Origin of the sequence: Fictibacillus nanhaiensis (assembly GCF_023715445.1) — a bacterium.
Classification (GTDB): Bacteria; Bacillota; Bacilli; order Bacillales; family Fictibacillaceae; genus Fictibacillus; species Fictibacillus nanhaiensis_D.
The window spans coordinates 227,741-243,372 of sequence record NZ_JAMBOD010000001.1 but is presented as its reverse complement, the minus strand read 5'-3'; the positions used below and the strand labels follow the sequence as shown (position 1 = coordinate 243,372).

Here is a 15,632-nt window from a genome sequence, read left to right as displayed (position 1 = left end):
CCACCTTTTGAAGAAGATATTTTTCACTTATCCTCTAGGTTACCTAAAAACGGCATTTTAAAAACTGCTCAGCTTTTAAGCATTTTACTCCACAATATGGCCCGTTTATGAAATAAAAAAGAGAGCTGCTATCAGCCCTCTGAATCTTCAACAATCTCACCCGATTGTTGAATTAGAGTTAAATCATTTTTTATCGTCCTTTTGCACATCTTTTATTGTTTTCGCCATTGCACAAACAATGATGACAAATACAACAAAACCGAAAAATAATATGCTTATTATCATTTCAGACATTTTTTCACCTCTTAGCTTTAGGAAAAAGCTGCAGATAATGTAGAGATAAAATCATTTAACCAAGCTACACAAGATAAAGCTATTCGCTATGCTAGAACCTGTTATGATCATCTCGCTGGTCAGTTAGGTGTAAAAATTACAGATTCTTTACTCCCTTACTAAATGAACCGCTATATCCTTCCCTTTCAAAGAACTGATGAGCTCTTTGACGTGTTGAATTACTCAGAAGCATAATCCTATGACAATCTATTGTTTTACAATAATCCTCAACATATTGTAAAAGTTTTTGACCAACATTCCTACTTCGAAAATTTTCGTGAACAATTATATTCTCGACTACTCCAAACGGTCTTATGCCGTGCAATGCCTGTAAACATATGTTTAGTGTAAGGGTTCCTATTATTTCTCCTTCTTCCTCATATACAAGCAAAAAGTTGTAATGGTCCCGTCTTATTTTATCAATTTGTTCTTCAAGAACATTCATTTTCTTACTATTTGGTACTAACATTTTATAGAGTTTTAAAATTTGAGCTTTATCAGTTCTTTTTGCTTCACGAATCAATTTGAATAACCTCCTTTTTGGTTTTATCAGGATATTGATTACTTATTACGACATTTGCTTTAGGTATTCATCTCATTATAATTAAAGGAGTATTTATTCCTCGGAATCTAAAAGTTAAACACTCCCTCCTTTGTTCAATAAAAAGATGCATTTCTCCTTCTTGAAGAAATGCACCCGATCGTTGAATAATCCTCTATTTTTTCCCTTGTTGATCCATCAGCTAGTGTTCTCTGTTTTTCCTTACTTTTTAGATGGCAGATTTATCGTAAAGCATGTTCCTTTATTTAACTCGCTCTTAATCATAATTTGTCCGCCCATTTGCTTCACGATTTGATGGCATACGGTTAACCCTAGGCCAGTTCCTTTTTCCTTTGTTGAGTAATACGGGCTGCCTAGTTTTTTCATTTGGTTTTCTGTCATACCTACACCGTTATCTTTAATTAGAATGGATACGAAGCCATTGGAATTTTTTGCAGCCGATATCCAGATTTCCCCTTCGCTTTTAATCGCTTCAATCGCATTTTTGATGATGTTAATTAACACTTGTTGAATTTCTAGTTTGAGCCCCTCGATTTCGAGAGATGATTCCACCTGCTGTGTAATATGAATGCTGTTCAGAATGGCGTACGAATGCATCACATCAATCGATTGTTGAATGACGGAAGTTAAATCAATGGTTTCATATTGATCGGTTTGCGGCTTTGCGAGAGCTAAATATTGATTAATGATTTCCTGTGCCCGGTCTAATTCCTCAATCGAGATACTAATGTACAAATGCTGTTCTTGGGTTAAATTTTCTTTTTGCATTAATTGCATAAACCCCCGGACAGATGTCATCGGATTACGGATTTCATGTGCAACCGAAGCAGCCAGCTGGCTGACGACATTCATTTTTTCCGTTCGGATCAGCTCTTGTTTCATTTCAATTTGCTCATTCATGTTTTCAATTAAATATACAATTGCAATCAAGGTTGCCAAAACAATAAGAGAAGAGCTTAGTTCAAAAAAGGTTTGCCGATGGTCTCCTTTTAACTGAAGAAAGATCCCTCTTGTGATCGGAATCATCATGTAAAAAAAGCTGATCAGTATGACTTTACCTTTTATTCGATACCGGTGAAACATATTGGTTACAGGGAGTAACAATAGACAAAACACTGTATAATTGCCTAATAGGATCAACATCCTCTGGTCTGTAAAGTAACCGGTTACAAGCAGTGCCAAAAAGGCTGCGAATCCCGCCCTTTTGCCTCCGTATAAAAAGGATAGGATGATAGCGACTGCTTTAAAGTCATACTTATAGATTTCGGAATAAAGGACTGGCTGGCTCATTGTAAAAACTAAAATAATCAGCATGAACAGAAAAAATTTCGAACGAATTTTTTTCCGTTTCTCTTCTCTTTCTTTAAAAAAGACTTGATAGATAAGGATTGTAAAAAGAATGAAGACCACGTGCAAGCACATGCTTTGGATAGACTCCCACATACCGTTCCCTACTTCCTAGTTTTACATGCCTATCAAGATTTTCGACAAAATTTAGAAATATCCTTGTCCATAAAACTAAAATTATAGGTATTTATATCTATTATTTTGTATGTTAGTCTTTTTTTGAAAACTTGGCGGACACCGTGCCTTTTCGTAGCCCTAGTTGCACTATAATTTAATATTTTTATCATCACTTCTATACCAAGGATAATGTCGTTGCAAGAGATAACAATCTTCCGTACATTTACATATTATCATCATGTTTTTTGAGGTATTGATCATTTAAGGGTTATCGAAGGGTAATCTTTAAAAAACTACAAAATTTCCTTATCCAATTGAGTAGAGGCTGCCCTCTACTTAATCTTTATACCAAAATTTATTTGGTTTTTCCTATGATAACCAGATCAACTTTTGCTTCCGTCTTTATATTCAAGTCTGGATAAACCTCACGCCATTTCATCTCTTTCCATTTATCATATGATAGGTGATTTCGTATCATCCTGCCTATTCCTATAGGGTCTGCCTGATGTATTTGCATTTTGTGGAACAGCTTTTTTGCATGAATATTTAAATAATTTTCAACCTGTTTTTCTAGTCTTTTTTGATTCTCTGGATCGCTTAAATCCATTGTTCCTGTATATTCAAGTACACTTCCTTTTAAATCTAACGACAATTCGACTCTCATATCCTGGCTATTCTTTATGTTAACTTTAACATCATTGTTAGAGTTAATACCACTTAACATAAGCTGACTATTTTCTCCTGATTCTCTATCCTTAATACTCAAGATTAAACCGCCATTTTTGATGTCTCCACTTAAATAATTTAAGATTTGTGTTTCTCTTAATGATAAACATTTTACATATTGATCATCTTTAAAAATCCCTGCTCCTCTAAGTTGAATAATTCGATCATCATAAGAAAAAACTGGCAAAACGGGGTCGATGCCATCGTCATAATAATCTCGAAAAAACCGAAATTTACTAGTATTTAAAATTTTATTTTCAGCTCCTACTTTTTCTAAGAACGTATAAAGATATTCTGCATTATCTGGAACATCTGGCATCTGCGTAGTAAGGAGTTTATCTCCTTTTCCCTGTACAAGAACAAATTTAGAGCGCGTTCCGACTTCTGGATCCCTTGTAAAATTGTCAACGAAATGAATAAGCCCTTTTTTTGCTAATTCCTCCCCAAAGAGAATTGTACCTTGCCCACCAACGAGCTTTAAATTTGTTAAATTTTGAAGTTTAAAGAAAGAGTCTTTAGTTGATTTTCCATTAACTGTTAGAGTCTTCGTATCAAACATTCCTTCTTTAGAAACAGTTGGAAAAAGAACCGTTGTTTTTATTGGATATTGGTCATTTTCCGACACATCAAAAGAAACAGATTGAAGGATGGCTAATTCCTCAATAATATTTTCGTCCCCACACCCTGCCAACAAAAAACACATTACGATCAATACACCAATTCTAATTTGCATCACTGTTCCCTCTGTTCATCAGGTTTTGAAAATATAGGATGCATAACACAAAGAGTGGTAATAACCAAGCTATACCAATGGCAAAATAACTAATTCGATCTAACCACTTTTCGACATCAAACAACGTTTCGGGAATTAACGAAATGAAAATACCAACAGTCAATATGATGAGCATCCAGTAATTTGGTTTAAGCCGAGAATTAATATTTCTACAAATTTGTTGAGCTCCCCAGTAATATATCACGATGGTTAATATCACCCTGAAGGCTAAAAAGGAAAAAATGAGGTTTTCAACTCTTGCAAGGAATGGTATCTCTATATATTCAAGCATCGTAATTACTGGGTAAATATCATTTAATAATTGATTGAAGCTAAAAAAGCCATAGCCTAAAAAGGTAATTATGCAATAGATAGACATGTTCATTAAATTTCCAATAAAAATTGACTTAGTCCATTTCTTTTCAACCATATGGAAAAACAGGATGGAAATCTCAAAGCCTAAAAAAGCTGAATATACATGAACTGATCCTATCATGAAATCTGTATTACCCTTAAGATAGAAAGTGGTAAAACGGGTGAAATCAAATTCGGGAATAAGATAAATGAATAAAAAGATCATCCATATCGTTAAGATAAAAAATAGCACTGATGCCTTCGATATATGGTAGATTCCTCCTTTTAATAAGAGAAAACAAAGATATGTAATTAATACAATAAAAAGCGTGACAGGAACTCCAGGAAAAAAAAACATTTTTATTATGAGGATGTACATCTTCATCACCATGCTTGCCATCCCGATCCAGGTCCCAATAATAAACAAATAAACAGGAAGCATTACCCATTTGGGTATCATTGTCTCAATAATTTCGAAGATTGATTTTCCTTTTCCCATCTTATAAATTATTGCAATTAACATAATATTTATGTTAACCAGTACATAAATGAAAATCAGTCCTAGCCAACCATTTGTTCCGTAAGATTCTGCGGTTAGTCTTGGTAAACTAAACAAGACAATTTGATTTTGTATCATATAGATTAGAATTGATATCTGAATTGAATGAAGTCGCTCTTTCATGGTAGGGTACCACCTATTAATTTTCTCTTTCACCTTCGTTTTGCAACTTCTTAGATAGTACTGGCTGTTTTTTTATCTTATAAAATGGTCCTCTCACAATACTATCTAACCAATCTTTGAAAAAGGTTGGTGAAATCGGCATTAAATAAGGTGAATTTAAATTTGTTAGCCCTGATAAGTGAATGGATAATAGACCTAACGTAAACACAATTCCTATATTTCCTAAAAAACCTGCCATAATGATAAACAAAAAACGTACCATTCTTATAGAAGAACTCATAATATAGTTTGGGACAACGAAAGAAGCAATGGCAGAAACAGCTACTACAATAATTAAGATGTTACTGGTAATACCCGCCTCAACCGCAGCTTGGCCAATAACAATACCACCTACAATTCCGATTGTTTGACCGATCTTAGTAGGCAGTCTTGCACCAGCCTCTCTTAATAGTTCAATAACTAATTCTAAAAATATGGCTTCAATAAGAGGCGGGAAAGGTACTTTACTCCGAGATTGCATAATACTTTGAAGTAAGGATTGTGGGACCATTTCGTAATGATACGTAGTAATAGAAACATAAAAGGCTGTGAATACAAGCGTTAATATTAAGGCTATGTATCTCAGAATCCTTAATCCAGTTCCAAGGATCCAACGCTGATTATAGTCATCAGGTGACTTAAAAAAATCAAAAAAACTAGAAGGTGTACAAAAAATGTTAGGACTATCATCAACAAGTCCAATTATTTTTCCGTCATATAGCTTTGCCACAGCTACATCTGGCCTTTCAGTAGTATAAAATTGAGGAAATGGAGAATTTGGATGATCATCTAGTATTTGAATCAATACATTAGAATCAGTTATGGAATCAATCTTAATTGCTTGAATTCTTTTTTTTAGATCATTAACTGAATGAGGATCTGCAATACCCTCAATATAGATCAAGAGAACTTTTGTTTTTGAAATCTCCCCAACAGATAATTTGACCATTCTTAAACGAGAACTTCTAACTCTCCTTCTAATTAAGGAAACGTTTGTTTTTATGGCTTCATTAAAGGAATCATGGGGTCCATTGATCACAGTTTCAGTTGCCGACTCTGTAATGGATCGTTCCTCTAATCCTGACACATTAATTAGATATGCATCCTGTCCAACGAACATTGCTACATAACCATCTAATAAGCCATTTATTATTTCCTGTTGACTATATACAGGCTTACACAGTGACTGCTGGAAAAACTCTTCAAGATTATTTACTGACGTTTTTCTTAATGGTGCTAGTATTTCCCATTCCAATTTTTGGGAATCCACTAATGAATCAAAATAAATAATGTGAATATGCTCCTGAAAAAATGAACGCTGGACCAGATCAAAACTGTCCTCTATTTCTGCAAGTGTTTTTTGATAAGAAGCTTTTTCATAGCTTTGCAATTTCAGGGCAGAATGTTGATTGACATCTTCTGTATCATTTGATAAGAACATCTTTTTGACAATTGTCCGAAAGAGACCCATTCCAGTACCTTCTTTATAACTAATTTATTTTGTATTCTTTACTGGTTCTTCCACAATTAATCGGATATCTGATACTTTTACATAATTCGGTAATAATTTTTGTAGAATGCAGAAGATGGATGGAGTATTTTGATTGTTAAGGGAACCACCCGATTATGGTATAATTCATCACACGACTACTCTCATAATCCTATTATCCCGAACATGCGTTCTAGCATGTTATTTTAAGCACTAAATCCTTTCCATAAAATTAAAAGCGCCTCAATTGAGACGCTTTAAACGCGAGTAAAAAGAAAACCATTAACTCATCTGTTGTTTGTTACTCTCACTGTACTGTTTCCTTTTTCATAATAAAAAAGAGCCAAATTTTTGGCTCTCTTTGCATTTAATTTAAATCAATCTTATAAATGCCAAATCCTTTAGCATCAACCTTATTCAAGTAAGTAATTTTACCGTCTTCCGTTACATAGTTTTGGCCGTTCGGTGAAGAAACAAATGTTATGTTTGTATCTCCCTCGATTGGTGCAAGCGACCAGTTGTTATCAGCAGTCGGAGTAATCTCTTTTACTTCTGAAATATAGTCCATTAAAATTTGACGGTTTTCATCTGCAGAATCAACGACATATTCACTGCCCTTTACTCCTGGAAAGTTTCCTCCGCCTCCAGCACGGTAGTTATTTGTTACGACAATGAAATCTTGATCAGGATCAACCAGTTGTCCATTATAAGTAAGGTTAATAATACGATTGCTGCCTGGGTTTTTCAAGGCACCCGTTGTATCGTATCTAGCTGGTTGTGTTACATCAATTTGATAGTTGACTCCATCAATAACATCAAAGTTATATACGGCAAATGAAGGATTAAGCAGCTCTTGTTCTGAAGTCTTACTAGGATCAATTTGATTAAACTTACCTGCAGACATTTCAAGCCATTCTTTTACTACTGAACCTTTCACTTTAATAGCTTTCAGGGTATTGTCATAAAGGTATAAATCGCCGGCACTTCTGATTGTCAGGTCACCTTTTTGAATTTCAGTATATTCATCTACGCCGTTTCTTCCCGCTTTAAAAGGAGCACCGACTGAAAGAATTGGAAGATCTTTATACTCTGGTTTGTTTAGCGAAATGTACTTTTCAACATACCATTTCTGAGCATTTGTTACGACTTGTACGGATGGATCATCTTGTACAAGTGCAAAAAAGCTGTGAATGTCATCTGTTGTGGTCCCAATAGGTGTATTTACGTATTTGATTGTTTTTTCATGAACTGCCGTTACAGCTTCTGAAACTTCTTCATCGGCTTGAACTTTCTCTACGTTTCTTACAGACGATTGTGAAGATGTTACTTCCCACTTACCTTTAACTTTTTCTAGCGTTAAGTCGATCAATCCTAGTGAACCTCCGCCATATCCAGCTTGAACAGCTGGAACGCCGTTAATCGTACCTTTTTTGTTATCTACACCTGGAAGTACTTTCCCGCTTGAATCCTTAAATAATGCATCTAGGCTCTTTTCATCTGCAGCAGGAAACACTTTATGTGTATGTGAGAACGTAATGGCGTCTATACCTTTTACCTTACTTAGCCCGTATACGACATCTTCTGTGTTCGCACTGCTTCCATTAAAACCAGAGTGAGCTTGAGCGATAATGATATCCGTTCTCTCTTCTTTCATTTGAGGAATGAACTTTTCTGCAGATTCAATAATGCTTTTTGTGATTACTTCTCCCTCAAGGTGAGATTTATCCCATTCATTAATCTGTGGAGGAACAAAACCAATATAACCAATCTTGATTACTTTTGTTTTCCCGCTTTCATCAGTTACTTTTTTATTTACAATTTTGTATGGCGTATATTTGTTTACATCGTTTGTCGGATCATTGTCATGGTCATCAACATAAACATTAGCGTTTACAAACGGAAAGTTAGCATCGTCGTAAGTTTCATCTAAATAGTCCAGACCATAGTTGAATTCATGATTTCCTAGAGTAGCCATATCATAGTCCATTAGGTTCATTGCAGCAATTGCTGGGTGAACTTCCCCATCTTTAAGGGGTTCAATCTTTGCTTTATATGTACCAAGCGGTGTACCTTGAATAAGGTCTCCGTTATCTACTAAAACACTATTCTTGCTATACTTTAATTCCTCACGCGCTTGTTTTACAAGAGTAGCTGTCTTAGCAAGTCCTACTTTTTCTAAAGTTACGTTTTTATAATAATCAAAGTTAAGGAGATTTGTATGAATGTCTGTAGTTTCCATGATGCGAAGGTTTACTGTTGATGTATGTTGAACTGGCTTTTTTGCTAATACATTCTCGGCTAATGATACCGATATCAGACTTAAAGCTAATGAGATAGATACAATCTTTTTATGATTTTTATTCATAATCTCTAACCCCTTTTTATGATTTGAGTCTGAATCTTCAGACCCAAAGTAATAATACCATTTCACCTTTCTTACTAATATCATCCAATTTTACTATCAATTGTATTTCTACTTCATTTTAACGATGAAAAAAGTCCTGAATACAAGGACTTTTTAAATCTAATAATTATGTATTTTCTATTCTTATATTTTGCATGGACTTGCCCCATTTTGCCAGGGATTCTAAGGAAGGTATTAGGTCTTCTCCCGCTTTCGTTAGTGAATATTCTACTCTCGGTGGAATCTCCATGTACTGCTTACGCACAACTAATCCTTGATTCTCCATTTCTTTTAAGGATGAAGACAATACCATATTGGTTATGCCATCTACTCTTCGTTTCAATTCGTTATAGCGCAGCGTTTTGTCTTGCCATAATGCCCAAATAATAGGTAACCGCCATTTGCTGCCGATTAAGGTTAATGCAAATGTGAGCGGGCAATCTTCTTTTCTTCCATACTTCGTTACTTCACTATTCATGGAACTCCCCTTTTACTCAGTTTTTACTGACTTACTCATAAATTACTGCATACTTGTTTTCGTTTTATAATGTAATAAAATTATACCGTAAATACTTTTGGTTGAGGCGGTTTAAATACAAAGGAGTGAACAGGATGAATTTGCAATTTGAAATCGTACCTGATGATAGGATCGGATGCTGCAGAGATCTTTGTAATGAACTTATGGTTTTTCAAAAATCCAAAGCATACATAAAACCTGAACTGTTTGACAGCATGAATTTTAATACACGTTTGGTACCGTCCGTTCAGAAAGCTATTCACAATTATATAGTAGTTGTTAAAGATAAGGATGAGATAGTAGCTTATGTATATTCCAATATTTCTCCAAAAGAAACGTATTCCAACGAGTTCGCTACCTTTTTTGATATGTCTTCTGTAAGTAAAGACAATGTTGGCTGCCTATCACAGTTCTATATTAAAGAGGGTTATCGTCAATATGGGATTGGTTCGAAGCTTTTTACCATGTCGATGGAGTGGCTTAATGGATTTACTGATGTTGAAGATTACTTCATTTATGTATCCAATGGGAATATTGATGCGTTAGAATTCTATAAACATAAAGGATTCAATGTCAGTCATGATATATTAGATGGTTTCATTACGGTTTTACGCAACAAAAAGTTATGAAATAATTTGGGAGCATTTAAAATGGCGTACTGCTGCACAAAGTACGCCTTATATAGTTTGCTTATGGTATATTATTCATTAACACTGTTCCTTTTACGATAAAAAGGAATATATATAATGAAGGAGGTTGTTATTATGGCTAAGACAAAAGCAAAGAAATTAAGAGAAAAAAGAATTCGTGAAGGTAAACGTAATCCAAGTGCCGATCGAAGTACTTTCGCTGATTCAGAAATGTACAAATGGATGGCTGCAAGGAGAACCAAAACAAAAAAGGATAAATTGAATCAAGTCAAACACAAAGAACGGTTATCAGGAGCTGGATACAGCGTTGGTAGTGACCGTTCTTTTTTATTTGTCTAAAATACATAAACTTCTTTTTTTCCTTCTCTTCCCTATTTCCTTGTTGACCTGAAAAAATCGCTTCTTCTTAAAATCTTCCATTAATAGGTTTATGCCGTTACAAGCCTTCCTTTTTTTACATAAGGATAACTACTTGATAAAAACAGAAAGGCGATTCTATGAAAATTCTTTTTCTTGAAAGTCATCCTATGTGGATTTACGGTTTACCTAATGGTTTGAAGGAGATTGGACACACGGTCATTATTTCAGGTCCTGTAAGCAAAGAGAATATTTTAGATATGATCTCTAAATATAAACCTGATTTGATTCTCTCAATGGGTTGGACACCAGAACATTCAAGGGAGAAACAACCTTGGATACGTGATGCCGCTAGATCAGCTAATATACCATTGGTGTACTGGTCTACAGAGGACCCGCTTCACACCAAAAATTTCACTTTACCGTTAATAATTACAATGCAGCCTGATTTTGTGTTTACGGTCACTCCATCTCTGTTTGAAACTTATGAGAAATTAGGGATAAAAGCAGCACACCTGGATTTTGGATATCATCCAGTCGTTCATTACAATACCGAACCCTACAGTAAATACAGCGCAAATATTGCAGTAGTTGCAAATGCTTATCCTGAATTTCTAGAGAAAAATCCTGATGTTTTCCGTTCTGAGTCATTTAAAAATTTGATATTGCCTCTAGTAAAGGAAAATATTAGAGTTGATTTTTGGGGGAAACATTGGGAAAGGTTAGGTGATCAATTAGGTGTACCTATCCCTTCTGATTGGATTCATGGATATCTTAACTACAAAAAAGCTCGTAAAGTATATAGTTCATCCAAAATTGTTATTGGTCTGCAAAATTGTACAGACCAATTATCTCAGAGAACATTTGAAGTGCTCGGTTCAGGGGGTTGTTTACTGACATCTGACACAGAAGCTGTTCGAGAAAAGTTTGTATCAGGCCGGGACTTAATCGTATCTTCCTCACCAAAGGAAACAATTGAAAAAATAAAATATTATTTAAAAAACCTTAAACAAAGAGAAATTATTAGAAGGAATGGGATGACTGCAATAAAACCACACTCCTATTATTATAGAGCGAAAGAAATGATTAATGTGTTGATTGACAGAGGCATTATAAGCGCTCAATCAGCTTCAGAGGGTAAAGGAGAGCTGATTAATTACACAGATGTACTTGAGAAAAAATACAATCTTCATTATGTAAATCTGGGAGATACATTGGGTCAGATATCAGTAAAGTATGAAATCCCTTTGAAAAAGATAATGAAGATTAATAAGTTTACGTCAGATAGAATTTATGCAGGACAAATTATAAAAATTAGTAAAAAGTAAGAACAGACCATTATACGGTCTGTTCTTTTTATTTGAGTATAAAACGATGTTAACTACAATTTCTTTATTTTCATTTTAAGCAGATTTTGATTATTAATTATTCCTGGATCATGAGGGGAATATTTTAAAGCAATTTCATTATGTTTATAAGCCTTTGTAAAATCCCCCATTTTGTAGTAACAAACCGATAGTTTTAAATGTGGAAGCCAAGTCCATGAGGGTACATGGTAAAATCCCATACAACTTTTATCCCAACTAAGCTTAGAAGCATATTCGTACCAATAGATAGCCTTATTCATCTGATTTTTTTCCATGTATAAGTTCCCCAGTCTACAGCAAAGGTCTGCACGAGGATTATCATAGTCAAATGATTTATAGAGCGTGGCTATTTCTTTTTTTTCCTCACCTAAATGATGATAACAATCGGCCAGTTTTCCACAAGAGATAATTTTATCTTCCTTCCATCCTTCTTTGTTGTTTAGAAATAAGGTGTAGTAGAAAATAGCCTTATGAAAATTTTTATGACGGCAAAGTTCATTTGCATAGTAAAAGAGATCTCTAGGCGAAAATGCTTCTCCCTTTTCTAATTGTTTCTCATAAATTAATAGATTTCGTTTAGTGTTGTCAGTTCGGTTTTTTAAATGATGAATATTAATATTACTATGCAACACAGGACCATTTACTTCTAAATATTCATGAACAGCACCACTCCATTTAAACTTACACCTGGATTTAACTAATCTATTTCTTTTGATTATGAATGAAGGATAATCAAATTTATCCCGATTCACTAAATAGTTCATTAAAACAGAATTAATTGATGGATTTAGACTTGTTTTTAGCTGCTTTAACAGCTTCCTGTTTTGTTCATCTACAACATCGTCAGCATCCAGCCACATTGTATACTGTTTTGTAGCTAATTCAAAAGAGTAATTACGGGCAGCACTAAAATTATCCACCCATTTATAATCATATATTTTATCCGTAAATTGACTAGCTATTTCCTTAGTTTGATCAACAGAACCTGTATCCACTATTATTATCTCATCCATTAAGTCGTGTATTGAAGTTAAGCATCTAGCGATGGAATTCTCTTCATTTTTTACAATCATACATAAACTTATGGTGATCAAGCACGATACTCCTTTCAAATATTAATCAATACGTGTAAGAGTCATTGTGAGACTAGAATTATTTGAGGCAAAACATAATTCTTTGGCAGGCTAAGTTTAGGATTACCCTTTAAAACAAATGCTGGTTTGATATTAGTTTCTTCGAATAAATCTTCTAATGAAACGTTTCTAGGAATTTCGGATGATTCGTCTTCTACACGAGATATATTATCTCCGGTTGGCACATATATCCCATAATACTCATAGTCCCCTGTAGGTATATAACCGCCCGTATATACATAATCCCCGGTTGGTACATAATAGCCGTCTTGTTCATTATTTTCAGTTGGCACATATGCTCCGGTTGGCATATAATCCCCCGTGGGAACATAAACGTCATACAATTGATAGTCTCCAGTTGGCTCGTAGCCACCGGTCGGAATGTAATTACCAGTTGGATTATAATTTCTTTTGATTTCTGCTTTCTTCTCTTTCTTATTTTTCTTACTAACCACTTATTCACTTCCTAAATCATTGAGCTTGTTTACATTATTAACATATGAGATTAATAAAAAATTGTGTCGTAAAAATTTGTAGAGTACAAGGATTATTACATTCGCTCATCGTGTTGATTAAATAAAAAAACGTCCCTTTAATAGGAACGTTTAATCACAATTTATACGGTTTGTTGTGAGTTTACAGTTTCTCTACTGCTTTTTTGAATTTGAGGAACTGTAATTTTTTTAGTTCTTGCGTTAAACAGCAGATTCAGTACAATGGCCATTAAGCTGCCTGATACAATGCCGTTCTCTGTTAGAATTTGAACACTTGCTGGAAGCTTGCTGAACAGTTCTGGTTCCACTGTTACCCCTAACCCCATGCCTACAGAACAAGCGATGATCAGTAGGTTTTCTTGCTTAGCAAGGTTTACTTCACTCAGCATTTTAATTCCGGAGGCAAATACCATTCCAAACATAGCAACCATTGCACCACCCATTACTGGTGTTGGAATAAGTGTTGTCAGTGCAGCGACCTTTGGTATAAAACCTAAAAACACGAGCATTCCGCCTGCAACATAGATCACTTGTTTTGTTTTTACACCAGATAACTGGACGAGTCCGACATTCTGCGAATAGGTTGTATATGGAAAAGCGTTAAATATTCCACCAAGGATTATGGCAAGACCTTCCCCTCGGTAGCCTTTAGTTAAGTCCTTTGGTGTTAAATCCCGATCACAAATCTTACCGAGCGCCATAAATACACCTGTAGATTCTATTAAACTTACGATCGCAACAAGGATCATTGTTATAATTGCGCTGATTTCAAATGTAGGTACTCCAAAATAGAATGGTTTAGGCATGTGCACCCATGATGCTTCCATTACCGGAGCAAAATCTACTAAGCCGATAGCAGCGGCGACAATAGTACCGCCGATCAAGCCGATTAGAATAGACACAGCACGAATAAATCCTTTTGAAAACCGGTAAAGCAGCAGGATGAACCCTAGAACCCCAAAGGAAAGAAGAAGATTTTGAGGTGATCCAAAGTTTTGACTCCCGGCTCCGCCTGCCATGTCTTTGATAGCGACTGGAATTAATGTGATCCCGATAATTGTTACGACGGAACCTGTTACGATTGGCGGAAACAGTTTAAGAATCTTACCGAATGCACCGGCAAACAGTACGACGAACAGTCCTGCTGCAATGATTGCCCCGTAGATTGCACCCATCCCATATTGTCCGCCGATTGCAATCATAGGTCCTACTGCTGTAAATGTACAGCCCAGAACAACAGGCAACCCAACTCCAAAGAAGCGGTTATTCCAGACCTGCAGAAGTGTTGCTAGACCACATGTTAATAGATCGATCGCAACTAAATAAGAAAGCTGTTCTGGTGACAGTTTAAGTGCACCGCCTACAATGAGCGGAACAATAATTGCACCGGCATACATAGCGAGAACATGCTGTATTCCAAGTGAAAACACTTTTCCTTTTTTCATGATGACAATACCTCACTTTTTAGAAATGTGATACCTTCAGGGCTCATCTCGCTGATTCTTGCGATAGATTCGACCCTGTAGCCTTTATCTATAAGCTTTTGTCGTCCATCCTGGAATGACTTCTCAATCACAATACCGAACCCGCAGATATGTGCTCCTGCTTTGTTTACTAGCTCAGCAAGTCCGAGAGCCGCTTCTCCATGAGCTAAGAAATCATCAATGATTAATACTCTTTCACCCGCTTGAAGGAACTTGCTTGCAGCTGAAATCTCATTTTCAACTTGTTTCGTGAAAGAATAAACTTTTGAAGTGAGCAGACCGTCTGTTAACGTTAACGATTTCTTTTTACGTGCGAACACAACTGGAACGTCCAATTCCAGACCAGCAAAAACAGCTGGAGCTATCCCAGAAGATTCAATTGTTAAAATTTTTGTTATCTTTTCCGTTTTATAACGGTTCGCAATCTCACACCCGATTTGTTGCATGAACAAAGGGTCAATCTGATGGTTTAAAAAGGAATCAACCTTTAACACAGTTGGAGATAATATAACTCCCTCTTCACATATTTTCTTTTCTAAAAAATTCATGGGTTCCACCTCTTTGTCAAATATGAAAAACAAAAAAACGGAGGACGCTTCTCTCAATATGAGTGAAGCAATCCTCCGGTATATAAACGGAATAAAAACAACCCAATCCACCCTTTGAAAAAAGAATGTTGGAAATGTTTGCGTCACTCGTAGTCAAACCCATTTACGGGGGCTTGGTAGAAACTTGCAGGCCCTATCCCTGCGATTATACGAGCTTATGAAGTTAAACCAAATTATACGGCAAACATATATAAAAG

The 15,632-nt window shown here is 35.4% G+C and carries 13 protein-coding genes, 2 pseudogenes and 1 riboswitch; of the genes and pseudogenes, 4 read left to right on the top strand and 11 right to left on the bottom strand.

The features are described 5' to 3' along the window. Window positions 1-333: 333 nt before the first annotated feature. A pseudogene (locus M3196_RS01275) lies at window positions 334-447 on the top strand (transcriptional regulator); the annotation flags it as partial. On the opposite strand, the gene M3196_RS01270 reads toward M3196_RS01275, so the two are convergent. The 7 genes and pseudogenes from M3196_RS01270 to M3196_RS01240 form a co-directional block, all read right to left on the bottom strand. Beyond that, window positions 431-856 (bottom strand): GNAT family N-acetyltransferase, encoded by a 426-nt coding sequence (locus M3196_RS01270; RefSeq protein WP_276531191.1) that lies wholly within the window; start codon window positions 854-856, stop codon window positions 431-433. The pseudogene M3196_RS01275 and the gene M3196_RS01270 overlap by 17 nt on opposite strands. A gap of 240 nt (window positions 857-1,096) precedes the next feature. Continuing rightward, on the bottom strand, window positions 1,097-2,317 hold the full coding sequence (locus M3196_RS01265) for an ATP-binding protein (RefSeq protein ID WP_251320449.1): 1,221 nt from the start codon (window positions 2,315-2,317) through the stop codon (window positions 1,097-1,099). A gap of 397 nt (window positions 2,318-2,714) precedes the next feature. Further along, the gene (locus tag M3196_RS01260) at window positions 2,715-3,818 is read right to left on the bottom strand and encodes a Ger(x)C family spore germination protein (RefSeq protein ID WP_251320448.1); all 1,104 of its coding nucleotides are present in this window, start codon (window positions 3,816-3,818) and stop codon (window positions 2,715-2,717) included. Further along, window positions 3,808-4,893 carry a GerAB/ArcD/ProY family transporter gene (locus M3196_RS01255; RefSeq protein WP_251320447.1) on the bottom strand — a complete coding sequence of 362 codons (1,086 nt, stop codon included), beginning with the start codon at window positions 4,891-4,893 and terminating at the stop codon, window positions 3,808-3,810. The genes M3196_RS01260 and M3196_RS01255 overlap by 11 nt, the downstream gene beginning before the upstream one ends. A 16-nt stretch (window positions 4,894-4,909) precedes the next feature. Continuing rightward, complete coding sequence (locus M3196_RS01250) at window positions 4,910-6,403, bottom strand: spore germination protein (protein ID WP_251320446.1); 1,494 nt, start codon at window positions 6,401-6,403, stop codon at window positions 4,910-4,912. 388 nt (window positions 6,404-6,791) lie between these two features. After that, window positions 6,792-8,786, bottom strand: a pseudogene (locus M3196_RS01245) (bifunctional 2',3'-cyclic-nucleotide 2'-phosphodiesterase/3'-nucleotidase); the annotation flags it as partial. 166 nt (window positions 8,787-8,952) lie between these two features. Then, the gene (locus M3196_RS01240; protein WP_251320444.1) at window positions 8,953-9,303 is read right to left on the bottom strand and encodes a winged helix-turn-helix transcriptional regulator; all 351 of its coding nucleotides are present in this window, start codon (window positions 9,301-9,303) and stop codon (window positions 8,953-8,955) included. A gap of 134 nt (window positions 9,304-9,437) precedes the next feature. Between M3196_RS01240 and M3196_RS01235 the strand changes: the two genes are divergently transcribed. From M3196_RS01235 to M3196_RS01225, 3 genes are all read left to right on the top strand, one after another. Next, window positions 9,438-9,971 (top strand): GNAT family N-acetyltransferase, encoded by a 534-nt coding sequence (locus M3196_RS01235; protein ID WP_251320443.1) that lies wholly within the window; start codon window positions 9,438-9,440, stop codon window positions 9,969-9,971. A 135-nt stretch (window positions 9,972-10,106) separates the two neighbouring features. Further along, window positions 10,107-10,331, top strand: coding sequence for a hypothetical protein (locus M3196_RS01230; RefSeq protein ID WP_251320442.1), 225 nt, complete (start codon window positions 10,107-10,109; stop codon window positions 10,329-10,331). A 158-nt stretch (window positions 10,332-10,489) separates the two neighbouring features. Then, window positions 10,490-11,677 (top strand): glycosyltransferase family protein, encoded by a 1,188-nt coding sequence (locus M3196_RS01225; RefSeq protein ID WP_251320441.1) that lies wholly within the window; start codon window positions 10,490-10,492, stop codon window positions 11,675-11,677. Window positions 11,678-11,730: 53 nt separating this feature from the next. Here M3196_RS01225 and M3196_RS01220 read toward each other — a convergent pair whose 3' ends face one another. From M3196_RS01220 to M3196_RS01205, 4 genes are all read right to left on the bottom strand, one after another. Then, entirely contained in the window at window positions 11,731-12,810 is a 1,080-nt protein-coding gene (locus M3196_RS01220; protein ID WP_251320440.1) for a tetratricopeptide repeat-containing glycosyltransferase family 2 protein, read from the bottom strand. 41 nt (window positions 12,811-12,851) lie between these two features. Further along, window positions 12,852-13,304, bottom strand: a complete 453-nt coding sequence (locus M3196_RS01215; RefSeq protein WP_251320439.1) for a hypothetical protein — start codon at window positions 13,302-13,304, stop codon at window positions 12,852-12,854. A gap of 161 nt (window positions 13,305-13,465) precedes the next feature. Beyond that, the gene (locus M3196_RS01210) at window positions 13,466-14,788 is read right to left on the bottom strand and encodes a nucleobase:cation symporter-2 family protein (RefSeq protein WP_251320438.1); all 1,323 of its coding nucleotides are present in this window, start codon (window positions 14,786-14,788) and stop codon (window positions 13,466-13,468) included. Continuing rightward, complete coding sequence (locus M3196_RS01205) at window positions 14,785-15,375, bottom strand: xanthine phosphoribosyltransferase (protein ID WP_251320437.1); 591 nt, start codon at window positions 15,373-15,375, stop codon at window positions 14,785-14,787. Before M3196_RS01205 ends, M3196_RS01210 begins: the two co-directional genes overlap by 4 nt. 130 nt (window positions 15,376-15,505) lie before the next feature. Beyond that, window positions 15,506-15,608: riboswitch (purine riboswitch) on the bottom strand. Window positions 15,609-15,632: the final 24 nt, after the last annotated feature.